This window comes from Pseudomonas sp. LB3P14, assembly GCF_054898045.1.
Genome location: NZ_CM142714.1, coordinates 2,150,161 through 2,171,331, shown reverse-complemented (window position 1 = coordinate 2,171,331; position 21,171 = coordinate 2,150,161). Strand labels below are relative to the sequence as shown.

The following is a 21,171-nucleotide window of genomic DNA, read 5'->3' as shown; positions in this document are numbered from 1 at the left end:
GCCCAGGATCGTTCCCACGCTCTGCGTGGGAATGCCTCACCGGACGCTCTGCGTCCGCTCTTGGGACGCAGAGCGTCCCTGGCTGCATTCCTTTGCTGCGCGTGGGAACGATCAGCCTTCAGCGCCGCAAATACGACCCGAAATCAATGTCGCCTGCACTCAAAATTGCCTGCACCCGATTGTGCACGTTGAGTTTGCGCAGGATCGCCGAGACGTGGGCCTTGACCGTGGTTTCGGCGATTTCCAGGGTGTAGGCGATCTGTTTGTTCGACTCGCCCTTGGTCATGCGTTCGAGCACCAGCAATTGCTTGCGGGTCAAGGCCTGGAGCAGTTCCGGCGGAAAACTCGGGGCATCGTTCATGCGCCTTGAGCCGCATTTTTGCGTGCGGATGATGTCCGGCGGCAAGTAGACATTGCCGTTGAGGATCTGCTGGATGGCCTCGGTCATCTGCACCCGTGGCGAGGATTTGGTGATGAAACCCACCGCGCCATAGGTGATGGCTTGCAGCACGACTTGTTTGTCCTGTTCGGCCGAGACGATCACCACCGGAATGGTCGGCGCCTCGTTGCGCAGGTTGATCAGGCCATTGAGGCCGTGCATGCCGGGCATGTTCAGGTCGAGCAGGATCAGGTCCAGGTCGTCGTGTTCCTGAGTCAGCAGCAGGGCGCTGTCCAGGTCAGCGGTTTCCATCACCTCGCTGCCGGGAAAACCATCGCTGATGACGTTATGAATGGCTTCGCGAAACAGCGGGTGATCGTCGGCAATCAGAATTTTGTACATAGCCTTTCACCTCATTATTTTGATTAGGGTGTGGCAACAACGCGCACGCGTAAAGATCAGGGAAAGGGCTCGGGCTGGGCCGGCGTTACGGGCAGGTTGGCTGCCTGCCAGGCGTCCAGGCCGTCGCGATACCAGTACAGCGTCTTATAGCCCATGGCGGCGGCGCGTTTCACGGCGTTCCAACTCAGCCAGCAATCGGAGCGGCAGTAGAAGACCAGCGGTTGCGCGAGATCGCCATCGGTCAATGTGTTCAGCTTACGCGCAAAATAGTCCTGCCAATCGGGCGTCAGGTCACCGTCGCCGGTATTGGCCAGCCAATGGCTGCCGGGCAGGTTTTCGTGGGGCTGGTCCTCAATGAACCGTCCTTGCAGCCATTGCCGGCGGTAGACGTCGATCAGCACCGGGCGCGGCGTCTGGGTCAGCAAGGTTTGCAGGGCCGCGGTATCGATGATGCCGGCGCCCTGTACTTGATTCGGGGGCGGGCTGCGGTAGAGGCCGATGCGATAGCCGTCGGCTGAGAACAGCGGTGTTTCGGCCTGCGCGACGCCCAGCAACAGGCTCAGCGATAGCGCAGCGAGAGAAGGGCGCAGCAGACGACGTCGGGCACGCGGCATGGGGTTCAATCCTTATAGTTATGAACCCATTACATGCCAGTCTCGGTGCATTGGGAATGCGACGATAGACAGGTAAAGCAGTACTAAAGTAGTAATTTCACCTGATTGCTGGTTGATCGTTCCCACGCTCTGCGTGGGAATGCCTCACCGGACGCTCTGCGTCCGCTCTGGGACGCGGAGCGTCCCGGGCTGCATTCCCACGCGGAGCGTGGGAACGATCATCATCAGCTGGATTTGCGCAAGGCGGCGTGCTGCGGGTTGAAGGTGAGTACGGCCAGCAGTGAAAACACCAGTGTCAGCCCTACGCATACCACCAACGCTAACGGATTGAAGCGTTCATACAAGGCAAACCGCACCAGCTCCACCGCATGGGTGAACGGGTTCAGCGCGCACAACCCGTACAGCCACTCGCTGGACTCGCGCATTTTCCACAGTGGGTACAGCGCCGACGACAGGAAAAACAGCGGGAAGATCACGAAATTCATCACCCCGGCAAAGTTCTCCAGCTGACGGATAGCGTTGGACAGCAACAAGCCCAGTGCGCTGAGCATCAACGCCACCAGCAACAACGCTGGCAAGGCAATCAACAAGCCCATGGCCGGTGGCTGCACGCCGTACACCCAGGCAATCGCCAGAAAGGCATACACCTGCAACAGCGAGATCAGCGAGGTGGCCAATAACTTGCTGCACAACAGGAAGGTTCGGGGCAGGGGGCTGGTCAGCAGCACGCGCATGCTGCCCATTTCCCGGTCGTAGACCATCGACAACGAACCTTGCATGCCGTTGAACAGCAGGATCATGCAGGCAAGGCCAGGGATGATGTACACCTCATACGGAATGTAGGTGTCATAGGGCTCGATGATCGCGATCCCGAGTGCGGCGCGAAAACCGGCGGCGAACACCAGCAGCCACAGCAACGGTCGGACCAGCGCACTGAGAAACCGCGTGCGCTGCAACACAAAGCGCAGCCATTCACGCAGCACGATGCCGCTGAAACATTGCCAGTAGGCATTCATTGGGCGGCTCCTGAAGTCGTCAGTCGAGTGAAGGCCGAACCCAGGTCACCACCGTGCTCCAGGCTCAGGACGTCGGCTTGTCCGCTGGCGACCAACCGGCCCTGATGAAGGATCAACAAGTCGTCGCTCGGCTGTACTTCATCGAGTAAGTGAGTGGTCCAAAGCACGCTGATGTTCTGCTCGCGGCACAAGCTGCGGATGTGTTGATTGAGCGCCAGCCGACTGGCCGGGTCGAGGCCGACGCTGGCCTCGTCGAGCAGCAGCAGGCGCGGTTCATGCAGCAAGGCGCGGGCGATTTCCACCCGACGACGGTGGCCGCCATTGAGTTCACGGACCCGCTCGCGACGGCGTTCGGTCAGCGCCTGGCGGGCCAGTTCGGCGTCGACCCGGGTTCCGGTCTGGCGCCGGGACATCCCATGCAGTGCGGCGTGATAACGCAGGTTCTGTTCGACGCTGAGGTCCAGGTCCAGGGTGCTTTGCTGAAACACCACACCCAGTTGCTTGAGCGCCGGACGCGCCGCGTTACGCAGCGAACAACCGCCGACGCGGATGTCACCGCGCTGCACATCGTAGAGCCGGGTGAGCAGGGCGATCAGCGTCGATTTACCCGCGCCGTTCGGCCCGAGCAGCGCCGCGAAACGCCCGGGTGCCAGGTTGAAACTCACCTGACGCAACGCCTCGCGCGCGCCATAGGCGAAGGTCAGGTCGCTGACTTCCAGTGCGTTCATGGGGTCACCACCACGCCCCACGGATAGCGCCCGACTTTGATCGATTTAGTGACCTTGAGGCTGTCGACATCAATCACCGACACATCGCCGCTGACACCGTTGGTGGCCAGCAATTGCCGTTGATCCGGGGTGAACGACATCTGCCAGACCCGTCGCCCGACCAACAGATAATCAAGAATCTCGAAGGTCTTGGCGTCGATCACCGCCACATGATTGGCCGGGCCGAGGGCGATGAAACCGTACTTGCCGTCGGCGCTGAGTTTGATGCCCACCGGTTGAACCTTATCCGGGTGCACGCCCTTGATCTGGAAGGTCAGGGTCTTGAGGATCTTGCGGGTCGCGACGTCGAGAATCGTCACCGTGCCGCCGATTTCCGCCGAGGCCCAGAGCTTCGAGCCATCGGGCGTGAACTCAACGAAGCGCGGTCGCTGATCCACCAGGGTGCTGTCGGCCAGCGTCTGGGTGCTGGTGTCGATCCAGTGCAGCATGTTGGTGGTTTCGCTGGTGTTCACCGCCCACTTGCCGTCGGGGCTGACGGCCATGCCTTCGGGTTCGACGCCGACGTTGATCTGGCTCAGCACCTTGGAGGTTTCGGTGTCGATCACCGTCACCAGCGCATCGTCTTCGTTGGAAACGTACAGCCAGCGATTGTTGGGGTGCAGGGCGAATTGCTCAGGATCTTTGCCCGAGGGCAGCTCCTTGATGATCTTGCGCGTGGCGACGTCCATCACCTGGACCCGGTCCGAGTCACTGGCGCAGATGTACAGCAGCTTATTGTCGTGGGACAGCAGCAGACCGCGTGGGCGCTGGCCGACGGGCAGGGTGTCGGTGACTTGCAGGGTCTGCAAGTCGATCAGGCTCAGGCTGTTGTCCTTTTCATTGGAGACCCAGGCGGTGCTGGCCGCGGCGTGCCCGGCGGCAAGCAGCAGTGCGCAAGAGAGCAGGGTGCGGCGCATGGCGGATTCCTTTTGCTGTCATTGTTGTGGAGGTGGGATCAGGGAAAGCTGCAGCTGACCTCGGGCTTGTCGTAGCCCAGGCTGTCCATTTCGTTAAAGGGGTGCAGGAAACCGTCCTGCGGCGAAGTGCTGACCAGCGCGCGGGGTTGGACGATGGGAATCGGTTGGCGCAACTGACCGTTCCATGGCCGATAACTGAGCTTGCGACCCTTGAAACCGTCCAGCGGCAATTGATCGCTGATTTCAAGCGTACGGATCGCCATCGGATCGGTCTGACGCAACTTGCTCACCGCACTGGCGATGCTGCGCACGGCGATCCAGGCGGCGAAATCCCGGTCGTTCATCCAGCGCCCGGCCATGGCTTCGAAGCGTTTCTGCAACTGGGCGGCGCCGTAGGTTTCCACGGTTTTGTGCCAGCCCGCCGGGGTCAGGCCCTGAGTGCCGGCGACCGGCCGTGGGTACCAGGTCTGATAGGGCACGTATTCGCCGAAATCACCGCGTTCATCCGCCACCAGCACCACGTCGTACTCGGCGGTCTGGGTGAACAGCGGCATGTCCGCCTGGGCGCTGCGACGCTGATCGTTGTCGAAACTCCAGGCTTTTTCCGCGACCAGTTTTAACCCGAAGCGTTTGGCGGCGCGGCGCAGGGCGGCGGCATAGGCTTGATCGTCCGGGGTCGGGCCGACGATCAGTAGCGCCCGTTGCCATTTGCGCACCACCAGAAACTGCGCCAGCGCATCGGCGAGCATCGCCCGACTCGGCAGGCTGTGCAGCACGTTCGGCAGGCAATCGGTGCTGCGCAGGCTGTCATCCGGGCTGCCGGCGTTGAACAGCAAGCTGTCGGGTAACACCGCGCTGAGCCGGCGTAGGCTCTCCACCGGTGCGTTCACCACAAACAGGCGCAGACCTTGTTCATGTTGGGCCTTGGCCGCTTCGACCAGGGCATCCGGATTGTCGACGTTGGCGCTGACCAGGCTGTAGCTCTGGTTCAGGAAGCGCCCGGTGCTGTTGCTGTCAGTGATCGCCAGTTCGGCGCCACGCAGCCCGGCATCGACTGGCTCGGGAATGATGTTCGACAGCAACGGGCCCGGGTCGGGGCGATAGCCCAGGTAGCCAATCTGCACCTGCAACGGCGCGTCGGCGGCCTGGCTCTGGGTCGCCACCCCGGCGGCGCAGGCAATCGCCAACAGGTAGATCAGGGCGTAAGGGGCAAGCTGGCGCATAGGGCACTCCATTACAGGTAGCGCCAGCATAGGAACGCTGCGAGGCAGAAGGAAATATGCAGAAAGTACCAGTGAGCCAGTACCAAGGTAGTAACTCGCCCGGGGCGGCGCGGTTTTAGCATGGACAATAACGGCCATCACTCTGGAGGAGATCCATCATGCGTGTTCTCAAAGCGCTGCTCCTGCCGTTGTTGCTGATCCTGACCCTGATCGGTGTCGACAAGCTCCACGGTCCGCGCCCCGCGCCGTTGGTGATCTTGCCCGCGCCTGCGGGGCGCTAGGCGTGCCATCCGCCACTCCAATCACCTGACTTTCGATGATCATTCCCACGCTCTGCGTGGGAATGCAGCTCGGGACGCTCCGCGTCCCTTCCAGAGCCGAACGCGGAGCGTCCGTTGAGGCATTCCCACGCAGAGCGTGGGAACGATCGGTGGTGGGGCAACAAGCTCACTTGTCCCAAGTCGTCGGGCAACCGCTGCAACCCTCCATGTTTGCTTCCTGAAAAATCGCATGGTGCCGGGAGTACTTCCCGTACGGCCACAAGCCCTACTACCAAGGAACTAGACGGCGGCCACCAAAGCAGCATGTGGCTTGCGCGAAGCCCTTCCTAAGATGGGTGCCATAGCCTCTTCAAAGAGGTTTTGCGTGCAATCAAGAGGGCATAACAATGACAACAAAACGCAACGCCTTACTCGTTGCCGGGCTGCTGGCCGGTTTTATCAGCGCAGGTTCCGTCTGGGCCCACGGCAACGTGGTACCTCAGGCTGTCGCCACCCCGGGACTGACCCCGATCAAAGACGCTGGCGTACAGGTTGATGGCGATGGGTGGGCGGCGGTGAACCCGTATCGCACCTCCCCGGAACACGATAAGGCCGTGGAAATCGGTTCTTCGGCCTACAACCAGAACTGCGCGGCCTGTCATGGCCTGGAAGCCAAATCCGGCGGCATCGCCCCCGATCTGCGCATGCTGGATGTCGCCGAAGCGGGTGATGAATGGTTCGTCGAACGCGTGCGCCACGGTGCCGTGCGTGACGGCCGGGTCTACATGCCGAAGATGGCCGACTACCTGAGCCAGGAAGCGTTGTGGGCGGTGCGCACTTACCTGGACAGCGTTCACGTCGAGGAGTAATCCATGCGCCTGCTTACTGTGTTGATCAGCGCTGTGTTGCTGTGCTGCCAGGCAGTGCAGGCGCAGGTTCGAACCTATGACGAAATGATCGCCGCCGGGGAGCTGAAAGTGGCGGTCTACAAGGACTTTGCCCCCTACAGTTTTGAAGACGCCGGCCAGGCGCGTGGCGTTGATGTTGAACTCGCCGAGGCGTTGGCGAGGGCCCTCGGCGTGCGCCTGACGTTGATGTGGGCGCCCGCCGGCGAGAAGCTCGATGACGACCTGCGCGATTACATCTGGCGTGCCAGTCAGTTGCACGATCTGCAACTGGCCGACCTGATGATGCGCGTGCCGTACGATCGCGATTACGCGCAGAAACGCAATGAACTGGGTGAGTTGGAAAACGGCCATGTGGTGATGTTCGGGCCGTACCAGAACGAACAATGGCAGGTTGCCTTCGACCGTCGCCGACTGGACAAGGTGGGCAGCGTTGCGGTGTTCGAGCACCACCCGATCGGCGTCGAAGTCGACAGTGTGCCGTCGTTCTACCTGACTTCGGTATTCAGCGGCATGCTCGCTGGCAAAACCCATCACTACCCTGGTGTGGCACAGGCTTTCGCTGCTATGAAGGCCGGTGAAGTCGACGCGGTGATGGCCATGCGTGGCGAGATTGACTGGCAAGTGCATGAAGCGGCGGACCCGCAAGTGGCGCTGGCGGAAAACGCCTACCCGAACATGGGCAAGCAGCTCTGGGAGATCGGCATGGCGGTGCATGAAAGTAATCGTCAGTTGGCCTATGCAGTGGAAGAGGCGCTGGAAACCTTGATTCGCGAGGGCGCAGTCAAAACCATTTATGGTCATTACGGCCTGCGCTATGACGTGCCCGAGATGTATCAATAGTGAGCTGGCGAGCGGGTTGTCTGTTGGCCTGCTGGTTACCCTTGGCCGCGCACGCCGTGGATATCGATCCGGGTAAAGACCCTGTGCCCTCGGTGATGTGGGCCTTCTATCACAAGCAGTTGCTCGGCGATGCGCCGTTCGTGTTTGACGAGCGGGTCAAGCTGCTGGCGCCGCCGTTCGCCGAAGATGCCCGGCAGGTACCGCTGGAAATCGACGCCCGGGCGTTCAAGGGCGAGGTGGTGAAAATCCTCGCCTGGGCCGAACTCAACCCCTTGCCAAAAATCGTCGATTTCCAGCCGCTGGACCGGGTGCTGCCCTGGCTGTCGATCCGCATCCGCATCGAGCAAGCCACGCCATTGCGCGCGGCCGTGCTGACCCGTGACGGGTTGTGGCATGTCGGCTCGACCCTGATCGATGCGGCGGGCGGCGGCTGCACGGCGCCGAGTGTGGTGCGTACTCAGCCGGGCTGGGAAGACCACATCGGCGAAGTGCTGGGCGGGCGTTATCCCCGTGGCGAATTCAGTCGCGTGCGCCTGCAGGTGGCGCATCCAATGGATAACGGCATGGTCAACGGCATCCCGGAGTTCTTCATCAACCATGCCGAACTGCGGGATCAAAACGATCAACTGCTGGCCCGTCTTGAGCTGTTTCCCGCCGTCAGCGAAAACCCCAACCTGGCCTTCGACATCGAAGGAGCAGGGCAGACGCGCCTGTTACTGCGGGACAACAGCGGCAATCAATTCGATGCGGCCATACCCTGACCTAAAGGAGCGCGTGATGCGCTGGATGCTGCTGTTGTTTGTAAGCCTGAGCCTGCCGGCCCTGGCCGATCTCGAGTATTCACTCAAGCCCCGGCAAATCGCCGAAGACACCTGGCTGCTGGAAGGCAGTACTGACAATTTTGCCAAGGCCAACGGCGGCAACATCGTCAATACCGCGTTCATCGTCACCGAGCGCGGCGTGGTGGTGATCGATACCGGGCCGTCGAAACGCTACGGCGAAGCGATGCGCAAGGCGATTGCCGCGACCACCGATAAACCGGTGATTGAGGTGTTGCTGACGCATCATCATCCTGATCATGTGCTTGGCAACCAGGCCTTCAGTGACGTGCCGATCGGCGCGCTGGCCGGCACCACCGAGCTGTTGCATCAGCAGGGCGATGCCATGGCCGAGAACCTGTATCGACTGGTGGGTGACTGGATGCGCGGCACCGAAGTGGTGTTGCCGACCCAGACCCTGACACCCAGCGTGCGAAGTTATGGGGATCACGATCTACGTCTGCTGGGCCTGGGTGGGCACACGGGCGCGGATCTGGCTATTCTCGACCAGAAAACCGGCGTGCTGTTTGCCGGGGATCTGGTGTTTTATCAACGGGCGCTGACCACGCCCAACAGTCCGGGGCTGTCGGTGTGGCTGGCGGACATTGCGACCCTGCAGGGTTTGCCGTGGACGCTGATCGTTCCCGGCCATGGGCCGGTGGCCACGGATCAACAGCCGTTCGAACAGATGCGCGACTACCTCACCTGGCTCGATCAGCTCATGCGCGACGGCGCCGCCAACGGCAGCGACATGGCCGAAATGATCCGCAGCCCCATCCCCGAGCGTTTCGCTGGCATCAGCCTAAGTCATTACGAGCTGATCCGCAGCATCAGTCATCTGTACCCACGCTACGAGCGCGCACAAATGACCCGTGTCGATTCCGCCGCAAGCAAGTGATGATCGTTCCCACGCTCCCGCGTGGGAATGCCTCAACGGACGCTCCGCGTTCGGCTCCGCAAGGGACGCGGAGCGTCCCGGGCTGCATTCCCAAGCAGAGCGTGGGAACGATCAAAATCAGAAGTTCATCTCCTCTGACCCGCTACTAAGGAACTAGCAATCTCAGCACTGCGGGCAATTGTTCCAAGGGCGGCGGCGTCCAAGAATCTGCACCAGACCGGGAAAATTTCCCGGGTATAACAAAAACCGCAGAGGTAGCCGTCATGACCCAACCCGCACGTCGCCAACCCTTCGTCTTGAGTGTGCTGCTCAGTGCCATGCTGTTGTCTGGCTCGGCATTGGCCGGCGTCACTGATAAAGACATCCTCCAGGACCCCAAGAACCCGGAGCAGATCGTCACCAACGGTCTGGGCGTCCAGGGTCAACGCTACAGCCCGCTGGACACCCTCAACGTCAACAACGTGAAGGACTTGCGGCCGGTCTGGGCGTTCTCCTTCGGCGGTGAAAAACAACGCGGTCAGCAAGCACAGCCGATGATCAAGGACGGCGTCATGTACATGACCGGTTCCTACTCGCGGGTGTTTGCGGTGGATGCGCGCACCGGCAAAAAACTCTGGCAATACGATGCGCGCCTGCCCGATGACATCCGTCCCTGCTGCGACGTGATCAACCGTGGTGTCGCGCTGTACGGCGACCTGGTGATTTTCGGCACCCTCGACGCCAAGCTCGTGGCCCTGAACAAAGACACCGGTAAGGTCGTCTGGAGCAAGAAAGTTGCCGACCACAAGGAAGGCTATTCGATCAGCGCCGCGCCATTGGTGATCAACGGCAAACTGATTACCGGCGTGGCCGGTGGCGAGTTCGGGGTGGTCGGCAAGATCGAAGCCTACGACCCGAAAAACGGCGACCTGCTGTGGACCCGGCCCACTGTCGAAGGCCACATGGGTTACGTCTACAAGGACGGTAAAGCGGTAGAAAACGGCATCTCCGGCGGTGAAGCCGGCAAGACCTGGCCTGGCGATCTGTGGAAAACGGGCGGCGCGGCACCTTGGCTCGGCGGTTACTACGACCCAGAAACCAATCTGCTGCTGTTCGGCACCGGCAACCCGGCGCCGTGGAACTCGCACCTGCGTCCTGGCGACAACCTCTACTCCTCGTCGCGCCTGGCGCTCAACCCGGATGACGGCACCATAAAATGGCACTTCCAGAGCACACCTCACGACGGCTGGGACTATGACGGCGTGAACGAGCTGGTTTCGTTCAACTACACCGAAGGCGGCAAAGAGATCAAAGCCGCCGCGACCGCTGACCGTAACGGCTTTTTCTACGTGCTGGACCGCACCAACGGCAAGTTCATTCGCGGCTTCCCGTTCGTGGACAAGATCACCTGGGCCACTGGCCTGGATAAAGACGGTCGACCGATCTACAACGAAGCCAGCCGACCAGGCGCGCCGGGCACCGAAGCCAAAGGCAGTTCGGTATTTGTAGCCCCGGCATTCCTCGGCGCGAAAAACTGGATGCCGATGGCCTACAACAAGGACACCGGACTGTTTTATGTGCCATCCAACGAGTGGGGCATGGACATCTGGAACGAAGGCATCGCCTACAAAAAAGGCGCGGCGTTCCTCGGTGCCGGTTTCACCATCAAACCGTTGAATGAAGACTACATCGGTGTGCTGCGCGCCATCGACCCGAAAACCGGCAAGGAAGTCTGGCGCCACAAGAACTTCGCGCCGCTGTGGGGCGGGGTGTTGACCACCAAAGGCAACCTGGTGTTCACCGGTACGCCGGAAGGTTTCCTGCAAGCATTCAACGCCAAGACCGGCGAGAAAGTCTGGGAATTCCAGACCGGCTCCGGCGTACTCGGCTCGCCTGTGACGTGGGAAATGGACGGCGAGCAGTACGTCTCGGTCCTCTCCGGTTGGGGTGGTGCGGTTCCGCTGTGGGGCGGCGAAGTGGCCAAGCGCGTCAAGGACTTCAACCAGGGCGGGATGCTCTGGACCTTCAAGCTGCCGAAAGACCTTGTTGCCAAGCACTGATCTAAACACCTCCGCACCTGATCGTTCCCACGCTCCGCGTGGGAATGCCTCACCGGACGCTCCGCGTCCGCTCTGGGACGCAGAGCGTCCCTGGCTGCATTCCCACGCAGAGCGTGGGAACGATCATCTACTACCAAATAACGAGAGTCCCCCTGCCAACGGCGCATTCGTCTGGCGCGCGGGGCTCTCTACTATCGGTTCATCGCCTGTTTGCCCGACAGGCATCGACCCAGACAGAGGCCCACCATGATCTACGCACAACCTGGTACACCTGGCGCCGTCGTTACGTTTAAACCGCGCTACGGCAATTTCATCGGTGGCGAGTTCGTCGCCCCGGTCAATGGTGAGTATTTCACCAACACCTCACCGGTCACTGGTGAAGTGATCGCCGAGTTCCCTCGGTCCAGCGCCGCCGACATCGAAAAAGCCCTCGATGCCGCCCATGCCGCCGCCGATGCCTGGGGCAAGACCTCGGCGCAGGACCGCTCCCTGGTGCTGCTGAAAATTGCCGACCGCATTGAGCAGAATCTGGAAATCCTCGCCGTCACCGAAACCTGGGACAACGGCAAAGCCGTGCGCGAAACCCTGAACGCCGACGTGCCGCTGGCCGCGGACCATTTCCGTTACTTCGCCGGGTGCATCCGCGCTCAAGAGGGCGGCGCCGCCGAGATCAACGAGTTGACCACGGCCTATCACTTCCACGAGCCATTGGGCGTGGTCGGGCAGATCATTCCGTGGAACTTCCCGCTGCTGATGGCCGCCTGGAAACTCGCCCCGGCCCTGGCCGCCGGCAACTGCGTGGTACTCAAACCCGCCGAGCAGACGCCGCTGTCGATCATGGTCTTCGCCGAACTGATCGCCGACTTGCTGCCGGCCGGTGTGCTGAACATCGTCCAGGGTTTCGGTCGCGAAGCGGGTGAGGCGCTGGCCACCAGCAAGCGCATCGCCAAGATCGCCTTCACCGGTTCCACCCCGATTGGCGCGCACATCATGAAATGCGCGGCCGAGAACATCATTCCGAGCACTGTCGAACTGGGCGGTAAGTCGCCGAATATCTTCTTCGAAGACATCATGCAAGCTGAGCCACAGTTCATCGAGAAGGCCGCCGAAGGTTTGGTGCTGGCGTTCTTCAACCAGGGTGAAGTCTGCACCTGTCCGTCCCGGGCCCTGGTTCAGGAATCGATCTACGACGACTTCATGAAAGTGGTGATGAAGAAAATCGTCAAGATCAAGCGCGGCGACCCGCTGGACACCGAAACCATGGTCGGCGCCCAAGCGTCCGAGCAGCAATACGACAAGATCCTCTCGTACCTGAAAATTGCCCAGGAGGAGGGCGCCGAATTGCTCACCGGTGGCGCGGCCGAGCGTCTTGAGGGCGACTTGTCGACGGGTTATTACATCCAGCCGACCCTGCTCAAGGGCCACAACAAAATGCGTGTGTTCCAGGAAGAAATCTTCGGCCCGGTGGTGGGTATCACCACCTTCAAGGACGAAGCCGAAGCCTTGGCGATTGCCAACGACAGCGAGTTCGGTCTCGGTGCCGGTCTGTGGACCCGCGACATCAACCGCGCCTACCGCATGGGTCGGGCGATCAAGGCCGGGCGCGTCTGGACCAACTGCTACCACCTGTACCCGGCCCACGCCGCGTTCGGCGGCTACAAGAAATCCGGTGTCGGCCGTGAAAACCACAAGATGATGCTCGACCACTATCAGCAGACCAAAAACCTGCTGGTGAGCTACGACATCAATCCGATGGGGTTCTTCTAACCCGATAAGCACGCCGCGATCCCCGGTGGGAGCGAGCCTGCTCGCGAAGAGGCCAGCACATTCAACATAGATGTTGTCTGTCAGACCGCCTTCGCGAGCAGGCTCGCTCCCACATTGGTTTTGTATGTACTTGAGGACCGCACAACACCCCCTACCAATGCACGCCGCCACCTCGTTCGAAAGTAGCATTCGGGCACTTGGCGCCCCGTGCATTAATGGCTTTACCGGAATCGTCCGGCACAAGAAGAGGATTGACCCATGTGGACTAAACCCGCGTTTACCGATCTGCGCATTGGCTTCGAAGTGACGATGTATTTCGCCAACCGCTGATTGTTCACCCGGCCAGCTGTTGCGTTGGCCGGGCCTGCCTTCTGGAGCATTGCCCATGCACATTCGCGTTCTCGGATCCGCCGCTGGCGGCGGTTTTCCGCAATGGAATTGCAACTGCCGCCAGTGCGCCGCGATGCGCAATGGCAGCCTGCGGGCGCAACGGCGCACACAGTCCTCGATTGCCCTGAGCGACAACGGTGTGGATTGGGTGCTGTGCAATGCTTCACCGGACATTCGCGCGCAACTCGAGAGTTTCGCGCCGCTGCAACCGGCGCGGCGGGTGCGTGATACCGCGATCGTCGGCGTCGTCCTGTTGGACAGTCAGATCGACCATTGCACCGGCCTGTTGAGTCTGCGCGAAGGCTGCCCACATTCGGTCTGGTGCACCGAACGCGTCCATGAAGACCTGAGCAGCGGCTTCCCCTTGTTCACCATGCTCAAGCATTGGAACGGCGGGTTGCAGTGGCAACCGGTCGGACTGGACCGCGAGCCGTTCAGCATCGCGGCCTGCGAACACCTGCAATTTTGTGCGATCCCCTTGGTGAGCAACGCACCGCCGTACTCGCCCAATCGCGGCAATCCGCAGCCGGGCGACACCATCGGGCTGTTTGTCGAAGACCGACGCACCGGCGCCTCACTGTTTTATGCGCCAGGCCTGGGTCAAATCGACGACGAAGTCCTGAGCTGGATGCAACGCGCCGATTGCCTGTTGCTGGACGGTACCTTGTGGCGCGACGACGAGATGCGAATCTGCGAAGTCGGCCAGCACCTGGGCAGTGAAATGGGTCACCTGTCGCAAAGCGGCCCTGGCGGCATGCTCGAAATCCTTGAAGGCTTCACCCGCCAGCGCAAGGTGCTGATCCACATCAACAACACCAACCCGATCCTCGATGAAGACTCGGCCGAGCGGGCGCTGCTGGAGCGACGCGGGATTGAAGTGGCGTTCGACGGCATGGACATTGTGGTGTAGCGACTGGCCTCTTCGCGGGCAAGTCGGATCGCCGCACCGCTCGCTCCTACAGATTCGACGTGAAACCTGTAGGAGCGAGGCTTGCCCGCGAAGGCGCCGGACCAGACACCGCAGAGCTAACAGGAGAACCGCAATGACTGACAACGCAATGTCCCCCACCGAATTCGAAGCAGCCCTGCGCGCCAAAGGCGCCTATTACCATATCCACCATCCCTTCCACAAAGCCATGTACGCCGGTCGCGCAACCCGCGAGCAGATTCAAGGCTGGGTCGCCAATCGCTTCTATTACCAGGTAAACATCCCCCTGAAGGACGCAGCGATTCTCGCCAACTGTCCAGACCGCGACGTGCGCCGGGAATGGCTGCAACGGATCCTCGATCACGACGGCGCACCCGGCAGTGAAGGCGGCATCGAAGCCTGGCTGCGGCTGGGCGAAGCGGTGGGGCTGGAGCGCGAGCAAATCCTCTCACAGGAATTGGTGCTGCCCGGTGTGCGTTTCGCCGTGGATGCCTACGTCAACTTCGCCCGCCGCGCCTGTTGGCAGGAAGCCGCCAGCAGTTCGCTGACCGAGCTGTTTGCGCCACAGATTCACCAATCCCGGCTCGATGCCTGGCCGACCCATTACCCGTGGATCGACGTCGGTGGTTACGATTATTTCCGTACTCGCCTGAGTCAGGCACGGCGCGACGTAGAGCATGGTTTGCGCATCACCTTGGCGCACTACGTCACGGTCGAAGGCCAGCAACGCATGCTGAACATTCTGCAGTTCAAGCTCGACGTGCTGTGGAGCATGCTCGACGCCATGAGCATGGCCTACGAGCTGGAACGCCCGCCGTATCACACCGTCACCCCCTCGAACGTCTGGCACCGAGGGATTGCCCTGTGAGCCTGATCAACCGCGAGCAATTACCGTCGCTGCGTCAGGGTTTTCGTCTGCAATGGGAGCCCCGTCAGGACTGCCACGTGCTGCTGTATCCCGAAGGCATGATCAAACTTAACGACAGCGCCGGGCAGATCCTCGATCTGGTGAATGGACAGCGCAGCGTCGCGGCGATCATTGATCTACTGTCCGCGAGTTTCCCCGGCGTACCGGGGATCGACGAGGATGTGCTGGCGTTTCTGGAGGTGGCCCATGCTCAATTCTGGATCGAGTGACTCGCGCCCGGGGCCGCCGCTGTGGCTGTTGGCGGAGCTGACCTATCGTTGCCCGCTGCAATGCCCGTATTGCTCCAACCCGCTGGACTTCGCCCAGCAGGGTGAGGAATTGAGCACCGAAGAATGGATTCGGGTGTTCCGCGAGGCCCGGGAGATGGGCGCCGCGCAATTGGGCTTTTCCGGCGGCGAGCCGTTGGTTCGCCAAGACCTGGCCGAGCTGATCAAGGCCGCGCGGGACATGGGTTACTACACCAACCTGATCACCTCGGGCATCGGCCTGACCGAGCAGAAAGTCCGCGATTTCAAGGTCGCGGGGCTGGACCACATTCAGATCAGCTTCCAGGCCGCCGACGAAGCGGTGAACAACATGCTCGCCGGTTCGCGCAAGGCCTTCGCCCAGAAGCTCGCCATGGCCCGCGCGGTAAAGGCCCAGGGCTATCCGATGGTGCTGAACTTCGTCACCCATCGGCACAACATCGACCAGATCGCGCAGATCATCGAATTGTGCCTGGAGCTGGAAGCGGATTTCGTCGAATTGGCGACGTGCCAGTTCTATGGCTGGGCCGAACTCAACCGCGTTGGCCTGTTACCCACGCGCGAACAATTGCAGCGTGCCGAGCGCATCACCCACTCATACCGTGAGCGTCTTGAAGCGCAGGGCCACCCGTGCAAGCTGATTTTCGTCACCCCGGATTACTACGAAGAGCGTCCCAAGACCTGCATGAACGGCTGGGCCAATCTGTTTCTCGATATCACCCCGGACGGCACGGCGTTGCCTTGCCACAGCGCCCGACAGTTACCGGTGCAGTTTCCCAATGTGCGCGAGCACAGTATCGAGCACATCTGGACTGATTCTTTCGGTTTCAATCGCTTTCGTGGCGATGACTGGATGAAAGAGCCGTGCCGCTCCTGCGATGAAAAGCACAAGGATCTGGGCGGCTGCCGCTGCCAGGCATTCTTGCTGACCGGCGACGCCGCCAACGCGGACCCGGTGTGCAGCAAGTCACCGCACCACGGCATGATTCTCAAGGCCCGCGAGGAAGCGGAGGCACCGGGGCTGGGCATGGAACACCTGACGTTGCGTAACGAGAAGGCTTCGCGGCTGATCTATCGCGGATGAATCGAACGACACAAATCCCCTGTGGGAGCTACCCATTGGTCTGATTGCATTCACAGCCGGATGCTTTAGTGTGGACGTTACCTTCCAAAACAATAAAAACAGGCTTTCCAATGAGCCAGAGTCTCAGCCAGCTGCGTAAATTCGTTTCACCTGAAATCATCTTTGGTGCCGGCTGCCGGCACAACGTCGGCAATTGCGCCAAAACCTTTGGTGCCCGCAAGGTGCTGCTGGTCAGCGATCCCGGTGTGATTGCCGCCGGTTGGGTGGCCGATGTCGAGGCCAGTCTGCAAGCCCAGGGCATCGAGTATTTCCTGTACAGCGCGGTCTCGCCCAACCCTCGGGTCGAAGAAGTGATGCTCGGCGCTGATCTGTACCGGGAAAATCATTGCGATGTGATCGTTGCCGTCGGTGGCGGTAGCCCGATGGATTGCGGCAAAGGCATCGGCATTGTCGTCGCCCATGGGCGCAGCATCCTCGAATTCGAAGGCGTGGACACGATCCGTGTCCCGAGCCCGCCGCTGATCCTGATTCCGACCACCGCCGGGACCTCGGCCGATGTCTCGCAATTCGTGATCATCTCCAACCAGCAAGAACGCATGAAGTTCTCCATCGTCAGTAAGGCGGTGGTCCCGGACGTGTCGCTGATCGACCCGGAAACCACCCTGAGCATGGACCCGTTCCTGTCGGCCTGTACCGGCATCGATGCATTGGTGCATGCCATCGAAGCGTTTGTTTCCACCGGTCACGGGCCGTTGACCGATCCCCATGCGCTGGAGGCGATGCGCCTGATCAACGGCAACCTGGTGCAGATGATCGCCAACCCGAACGACATCGCCCTGCGCGAGAAGATCATGCTCGGCAGCATGCAGGCCGGGCTGGCGTTCTCCAACGCGATCCTCGGCGCTGTGCACGCCATGTCCCACAGCCTGGGCGGTTTTCTCGATCTGCCGCACGGCTTGTGCAACGCCGTGCTGGTGGAACACGTGGTGGCGTTCAACTACAGCTCGGCACCTGAGCGCTTCAAGGTGATCGCCGAGACCTTTGGCATCGATTGCCGTGGCTTGAATCACCGGCAGATTTGCGGACGTCTGGTTGAACATTTGATCGCCCTGAAACATGCGATCGGCTTCCACGAAACCCTGGGACTGCACGGGGTCAGCACTGCGGACATTCCGTTCCTGTCGCAACACGCCATGCACGACCCGTGCATCCTGACCAATCCGCGCGAGTCCAGTCAGCGTGATGTCGAGGTCGTCTATGGCGAAGCCCTCTGACGAACAGCAACGGGCGCTGGCGGGGTTACTGGGATTAGGCAGCCACTCGGCGCGCAAGAGTCATTACCCGGAACTGGCCGCGCGCCTGGACGAGCTGGAAACCGAGCGCAATCGCTACAAATGGCTGTTCGAAAACGCCGTCCACGGGATCTTCCAGGCCAGCCTCTTGGAAGGCATGCGTGCCGCCAATCCGGCACTGGCGCGGATGCTTGGCTATCAGGACCCGCAAGAGGTGCTGTTTTCACTGGCCGACCTGGCGAGCAACCTGTTTGTCGGCGGTGCTCAAGAGCTGGAAAACATCGGTGAAATGCTCAAGCGCGAGCGCAGCCTGCTCGGTTACGAAACCCAATTACGGCGCAAGGATGGCAGCAGCCTCGATGTGCTGATGAACCTGTTGCTCAAGCCCGATCAGGAAGGGCTGGTGGAGGGGTTTGTCGCCGACATCACCGAGCGCAAACTCGCCCAGCAACGCCTGCAGCAACTCAACGACGAACTGGAGCAACGGGTCACCGCGCGCACCGACGAGCTGCTGGAAGCCAACCGCAACCTGCAACAGCAGATCACCCAGCGTAAACAGATTGCCCAAGCGTTGCGCGATGCCCGGGACGCCGCCGAGGCCGCCAATCGCAGCAAGGACAAATACCTCGCTGCCGCCAGCCATGACCTGCTGCAACCGCTCAACGCCGCGCGTTTGCTGATCTCCACCCTGCGCGAGCGCAAGCTGCCCGACGTCGAACAGGTGCTGGTGGAGCGTACGCACCAGGCGCTGGAAGGGGCGGAAGATTTGCTCACCGATTTGCTGGATATTTCCCGGCTCGATCAGGCGTCGGTCAAACCGGACATTGCGCTGTACCGTCTCGACGAATTGCTCGCGCCGTTGGTGTCGGAGTTTCAGTCAGTGGCCCAAGCTGCAGGGTTGAACCTGCGGGTGCACATGGGCGATTACGCCATTAGCACGGACTTGCGCCTGATGACGCGGATCCTGCGCAACTTCCTCAGCAACGCCTGCCGCTACACCGACGAGGGCTGCATCCTGCTGGGTGCCAGACGCCGGGGTGAAATGCTGCGCCTGGAAGTCTGGGACACCGGGCGCGGGATCGCGGCGGAGCGGCTGGATTCGATCTTCCTCGAGTTCAACCAACTGGACGTCGGACGCGCCGCCGACCGTAAGGGCGTGGGCCTGGGGCTGGCGATCGTTGAACGCATCGCCAAGATCCTCGGCTATAAAGTCGGGGTTCACTCGTTGCCGGGGCGCGGTTCGATGTTCAGCATCGACGTGCCAATTTCCCATGAGGTTCCGCTGCCGATCAGCCTGGCGGCACCACAACCTGGCACCGGCAATCCATTGCCGGGCCGACGTTTGCTGGTGCTGGACAACGAAGTGAGCATCCTCGAAAGCATGAGCGCGCTGCTCGGGCAGTGGGGCTGCGAGGTGGTGACGGCCACTGATGAATTCTCCGCACTGGCAGCCCTGCAGGGGCGACCACCGGAACTGATTCTGGCGGACTACCACCTCGATCACGGGGTGGTGGGCTGTGATGTGGTCAGGCATTTGCGCGAGCATTACCACCAGGTGATTCCGGCGGTCATCATCACTGCCGACCGCACGGATCAGTGTCGGCGCTCATTGCAGCGACTCGACGCACCGCTGCTGAACAAACCGGTCAAACCCGGCAAGTTGCGCGCGGTGCTGAGTCAGTTGCTGGGGTAGCGAAATTGCAGGCTAAAACCGAGCTCGGCTGACTCGCCTTGCTCCAGCAAACGCAGCCCCGGTCGACCGGGCAGGTGATGAGCGTTGACCGGGTGGCTCACCGGTTCGATGCAGAAAAAATCCAGACCCACCGGGCAGTAGAGCAGGTAGTAATCGCTGCCGGTGGCCTGGCATTCCAGCTCATAACCCAGGTCGGGTTGCTGGATCAGACAGTGGCCCTCCCATTCACAGAAGCCGTTGTCGACCAATGTGCTCGGCAACACCTTGAGTGCCTGGAAATCCCATTCGGCCGGCAACGCGCTGAGGTGTGTCGGCAGTTTTGTCCCCTCACACAACCAGACTTGCCGGGCCTGAGCCTGCAACCGGGTGCCTGCGGTGCGCGGAAAGTAAGGGTGCAAACCGAGCCCATGCCAGGCAGGGCTTTCGGCCAGATGGGTGACTTGCAAATCAATGCTCAGCTTGCCTTCGCTCAGATGGAATCGTTGCCGGGCGCGATAGGCGAAGGGCGTGCTGCTGTCGAGTTGCAGGACGACTTCATCGCACGTCTGCGAAACCACCTGCCACGGCTGTTGCCAGGCGCTGCCGTGAATCGGCAGGGGATCAGTGAGGCTGTTGGGTGTCAGTGCCAACCAGCCCTCGGGACATTCAAAGCCACCCTCGGCGATGCGGTTCGACCAGGGAACCAACGGAAAACAGCCGAGTTTGCCCGGCAGACCGGTGTTCAGCGCGTGAGCGTCACTGTGGCGTAACAGCGGCTGACCCGTGCGGCGCACGCTCCAGTTGACGATGCTGCCACCGAGTTCCGGGGCGAGGGTGAGGTGGGTGAGTTCGTCTTCGAGGTTCAGCAATGTTGGCGTCATATTACCTTTGGCTCCGGCAAACCTTTCACCCCGGGATTGAGGGCGAACACACCGCCGGCCAGTGACTGTTCGTCATGGTCGTCGCCGGGGCGGATCGAGGTCACGAACAGCGTGTCCAGTCGACTGCCACCGAAGGCGCACATGGTCGGTTTTTTCACCGGTACGGCGAGGGAACGGTCCAGTCGGCCGTCGGGGGTGAAGCGGTGAATCATCCCGGCGTCATTAGCGCATATCCAGTAGCAGCCTTCGGCATCGACCGCTGCGCCATCGGGACGACCGGGGAATTGATTCATGTCGACAAACGTCCGGCGGTTGGACGGCGTGCCGCTGTCGATGTCGTAATCAAAAGCCCAGATTTGCTGGACCAGGGGATGGGAATCAGACAAGTACATCGTCCGCCCATCCGGGCTGAAACCCAGGCCGTTGGGCACGATAAACCCGCTGAGTTGCGCCTCGAGTGGCCCGCGTTGACCGGCGCTGTAGCGGTAAAGCGTGCCGTCGGCAGCATTGGCGCCCATGTTCAGCACCATGCTGCTGGCCCAGAAGCGTCCCTGACGATCGCAACGCCCATCGTTCAGACGCATATCGGGGCGGGCGTGATCGACATGCGCCAGCAGTGCGCTGTCGAGGCTGCTGTCGTTATGCGGGTGCAGATGGAAGAACCCGCTTTCCATTCCGGCCACCCAGCCACCGTCGCGGTGACGCGCGATGCAGGCGAGCATTTCCGGCGCTGTCCAGGCGTGGACATGACCGGTTTCGGCGCTCCAGCGTTGCAGCCCCCCCGTAGGAATATCGACCCAGTACAGGGCGTTTTCCTCGGGGACCCAGACCGGGCTTTCACCCACTGCGTTACGGGCATCGACAATCAATTCGGCTTGCATGGCAACTCATTCCCTCGGGTTT

At 61.3% G+C, this 21,171-nt stretch carries 22 protein-coding genes; 14 read left to right on the top strand and 8 right to left on the bottom strand.

The features are described 5' to 3' along the window. Positions 1-118 precede the first annotated feature (118 nt). The 6 genes from ACYZT5_RS09930 to ACYZT5_RS09905 form a co-directional block, all read right to left on the bottom strand. A complete protein-coding gene (locus ACYZT5_RS09930; protein WP_462050936.1) occupies positions 119-781 on the bottom strand; it encodes a response regulator in 663 nt (220 codons plus the stop codon). Between the two features lie 56 nt (positions 782-837). Beyond that, positions 838-1,395, bottom strand: a complete 558-nt coding sequence (locus ACYZT5_RS09925; protein ID WP_462050935.1) for a PQQ-dependent catabolism-associated CXXCW motif protein — start codon at positions 1,393-1,395, stop codon at positions 838-840. 224 nt (positions 1,396-1,619) lie between these two features. Continuing rightward, positions 1,620-2,411, bottom strand: a complete 792-nt coding sequence (locus ACYZT5_RS09920) for an ABC transporter permease (RefSeq protein ID WP_462050934.1) — start codon at positions 2,409-2,411, stop codon at positions 1,620-1,622. Further along, the gene (locus ACYZT5_RS09915) at positions 2,408-3,139 is read right to left on the bottom strand and encodes an ABC transporter ATP-binding protein (RefSeq protein WP_462050933.1); all 732 of its coding nucleotides are present in this window, start codon (positions 3,137-3,139) and stop codon (positions 2,408-2,410) included. The genes ACYZT5_RS09920 and ACYZT5_RS09915 overlap by 4 nt, the downstream gene beginning before the upstream one ends. Beyond that, the gene (locus ACYZT5_RS09910) at positions 3,136-4,095 is read right to left on the bottom strand and encodes a YVTN family beta-propeller repeat protein (RefSeq protein ID WP_462050932.1); all 960 of its coding nucleotides are present in this window, start codon (positions 4,093-4,095) and stop codon (positions 3,136-3,138) included. Before ACYZT5_RS09910 ends, ACYZT5_RS09915 begins: the two co-directional genes overlap by 4 nt. A gap of 38 nt (positions 4,096-4,133) precedes the next feature. Continuing rightward, a complete protein-coding gene (locus tag ACYZT5_RS09905; RefSeq protein ID WP_462050931.1) occupies positions 4,134-5,318 on the bottom strand; it encodes an ABC transporter substrate-binding protein in 1,185 nt (394 codons plus the stop codon). Between the two features lie 158 nt (positions 5,319-5,476). On the opposite strand from ACYZT5_RS09905, the gene ACYZT5_RS09900 reads away from it, so the two are divergent. The 14 genes from ACYZT5_RS09900 (at position 5,477) to ACYZT5_RS09835 (ending at position 19,408) form a co-directional block, all read left to right on the top strand. Beyond that, entirely contained in the window at positions 5,477-5,599 is a 123-nt protein-coding gene (locus ACYZT5_RS09900; protein WP_462050930.1) for a hypothetical protein, read from the top strand. A 386-nt stretch (positions 5,600-5,985) separates the two neighbouring features. Beyond that, positions 5,986-6,447 (top strand): cytochrome c-550 PedF, encoded by a 462-nt coding sequence (pedF, locus tag ACYZT5_RS09895; RefSeq protein WP_462050929.1) that lies wholly within the window; start codon positions 5,986-5,988, stop codon positions 6,445-6,447. A gap of 3 nt (positions 6,448-6,450) precedes the next feature. Then, a complete protein-coding gene (locus ACYZT5_RS09890; protein ID WP_462050928.1) occupies positions 6,451-7,326 on the top strand; it encodes a substrate-binding periplasmic protein in 876 nt (291 codons plus the stop codon). Then, positions 7,326-8,087, top strand: coding sequence for a quinoprotein dehydrogenase-associated SoxYZ-like carrier (locus tag ACYZT5_RS09885; protein ID WP_462050927.1), 762 nt, complete (start codon positions 7,326-7,328; stop codon positions 8,085-8,087). The genes ACYZT5_RS09890 and ACYZT5_RS09885 overlap by 1 nt, the downstream gene beginning before the upstream one ends. A 16-nt stretch (positions 8,088-8,103) precedes the next feature. Next, positions 8,104-9,042, top strand: a complete 939-nt coding sequence (locus ACYZT5_RS09880) for a quinoprotein relay system zinc metallohydrolase 1 (protein ID WP_462050926.1) — start codon at positions 8,104-8,106, stop codon at positions 9,040-9,042. 263 nt (positions 9,043-9,305) lie between these two features. Then, positions 9,306-11,081 (top strand): PQQ-dependent methanol/ethanol family dehydrogenase, encoded by a 1,776-nt coding sequence (locus tag ACYZT5_RS09875; RefSeq protein ID WP_462050925.1) that lies wholly within the window; start codon positions 9,306-9,308, stop codon positions 11,079-11,081. 246 nt (positions 11,082-11,327) lie between these two features. Further along, positions 11,328-12,848: an acetaldehyde dehydrogenase ExaC gene (exaC, locus tag ACYZT5_RS09870; RefSeq protein WP_462050924.1), complete on the top strand. Its 1,521-nt coding sequence runs from the start codon at positions 11,328-11,330 to the stop codon at positions 12,846-12,848. A 258-nt stretch (positions 12,849-13,106) separates the two neighbouring features. Continuing rightward, a complete protein-coding gene (pqqA, locus tag ACYZT5_RS09865; protein WP_003253598.1) occupies positions 13,107-13,178 on the top strand; it encodes a pyrroloquinoline quinone precursor peptide PqqA in 72 nt (23 codons plus the stop codon). Positions 13,179-13,233: 55 nt separating this feature from the next. After that, positions 13,234-14,148: a pyrroloquinoline quinone biosynthesis protein PqqB gene (gene pqqB, locus ACYZT5_RS09860; RefSeq protein ID WP_462050923.1), complete on the top strand. Its 915-nt coding sequence runs from the start codon at positions 13,234-13,236 to the stop codon at positions 14,146-14,148. A gap of 133 nt (positions 14,149-14,281) precedes the next feature. Continuing rightward, entirely contained in the window at positions 14,282-15,034 is a 753-nt protein-coding gene (pqqC, locus tag ACYZT5_RS09855) for a pyrroloquinoline-quinone synthase PqqC (RefSeq protein ID WP_462050922.1), read from the top strand. Beyond that, a complete protein-coding gene (pqqD, locus tag ACYZT5_RS09850; RefSeq protein WP_462050921.1) occupies positions 15,031-15,303 on the top strand; it encodes a pyrroloquinoline quinone biosynthesis peptide chaperone PqqD in 273 nt (90 codons plus the stop codon). The genes pqqC and pqqD overlap by 4 nt, the downstream gene beginning before the upstream one ends. After that, positions 15,281-16,423 carry a pyrroloquinoline quinone biosynthesis protein PqqE gene (gene pqqE / locus ACYZT5_RS09845; RefSeq protein ID WP_462050920.1) on the top strand — a complete coding sequence of 381 codons (1,143 nt, stop codon included), beginning with the start codon at positions 15,281-15,283 and terminating at the stop codon, positions 16,421-16,423. Before pqqD ends, pqqE begins: the two co-directional genes overlap by 23 nt. Positions 16,424-16,533: 110 nt before the next feature. After that, a complete protein-coding gene (gene ercA / locus ACYZT5_RS09840; RefSeq protein ID WP_283184275.1) occupies positions 16,534-17,697 on the top strand; it encodes an alcohol dehydrogenase-like regulatory protein ErcA in 1,164 nt (387 codons plus the stop codon). Then, on the top strand, positions 17,681-19,408 hold the full coding sequence (locus ACYZT5_RS09835; RefSeq protein ID WP_462050919.1) for a PAS domain-containing hybrid sensor histidine kinase/response regulator: 1,728 nt from the start codon (positions 17,681-17,683) through the stop codon (positions 19,406-19,408). The genes ercA and ACYZT5_RS09835 overlap by 17 nt, the downstream gene beginning before the upstream one ends. Here ACYZT5_RS09835 and ACYZT5_RS09830 read toward each other — a convergent pair. Beyond that, on the bottom strand, positions 19,393-20,268 hold the full coding sequence (locus ACYZT5_RS09830; RefSeq protein ID WP_462050918.1) for an aldose 1-epimerase: 876 nt from the start codon (positions 20,266-20,268) through the stop codon (positions 19,393-19,395). The two genes, ACYZT5_RS09835 and ACYZT5_RS09830, sit on opposite strands and share 16 nt — an antisense overlap. Continuing rightward, entirely contained in the window at positions 20,265-21,149 is an 885-nt protein-coding gene (locus ACYZT5_RS09825) for an SMP-30/gluconolactonase/LRE family protein (RefSeq protein ID WP_462050917.1), read from the bottom strand. Before ACYZT5_RS09825 ends, ACYZT5_RS09830 begins: the two co-directional genes overlap by 4 nt. Positions 21,150-21,171 lie beyond the last annotated feature (22 nt).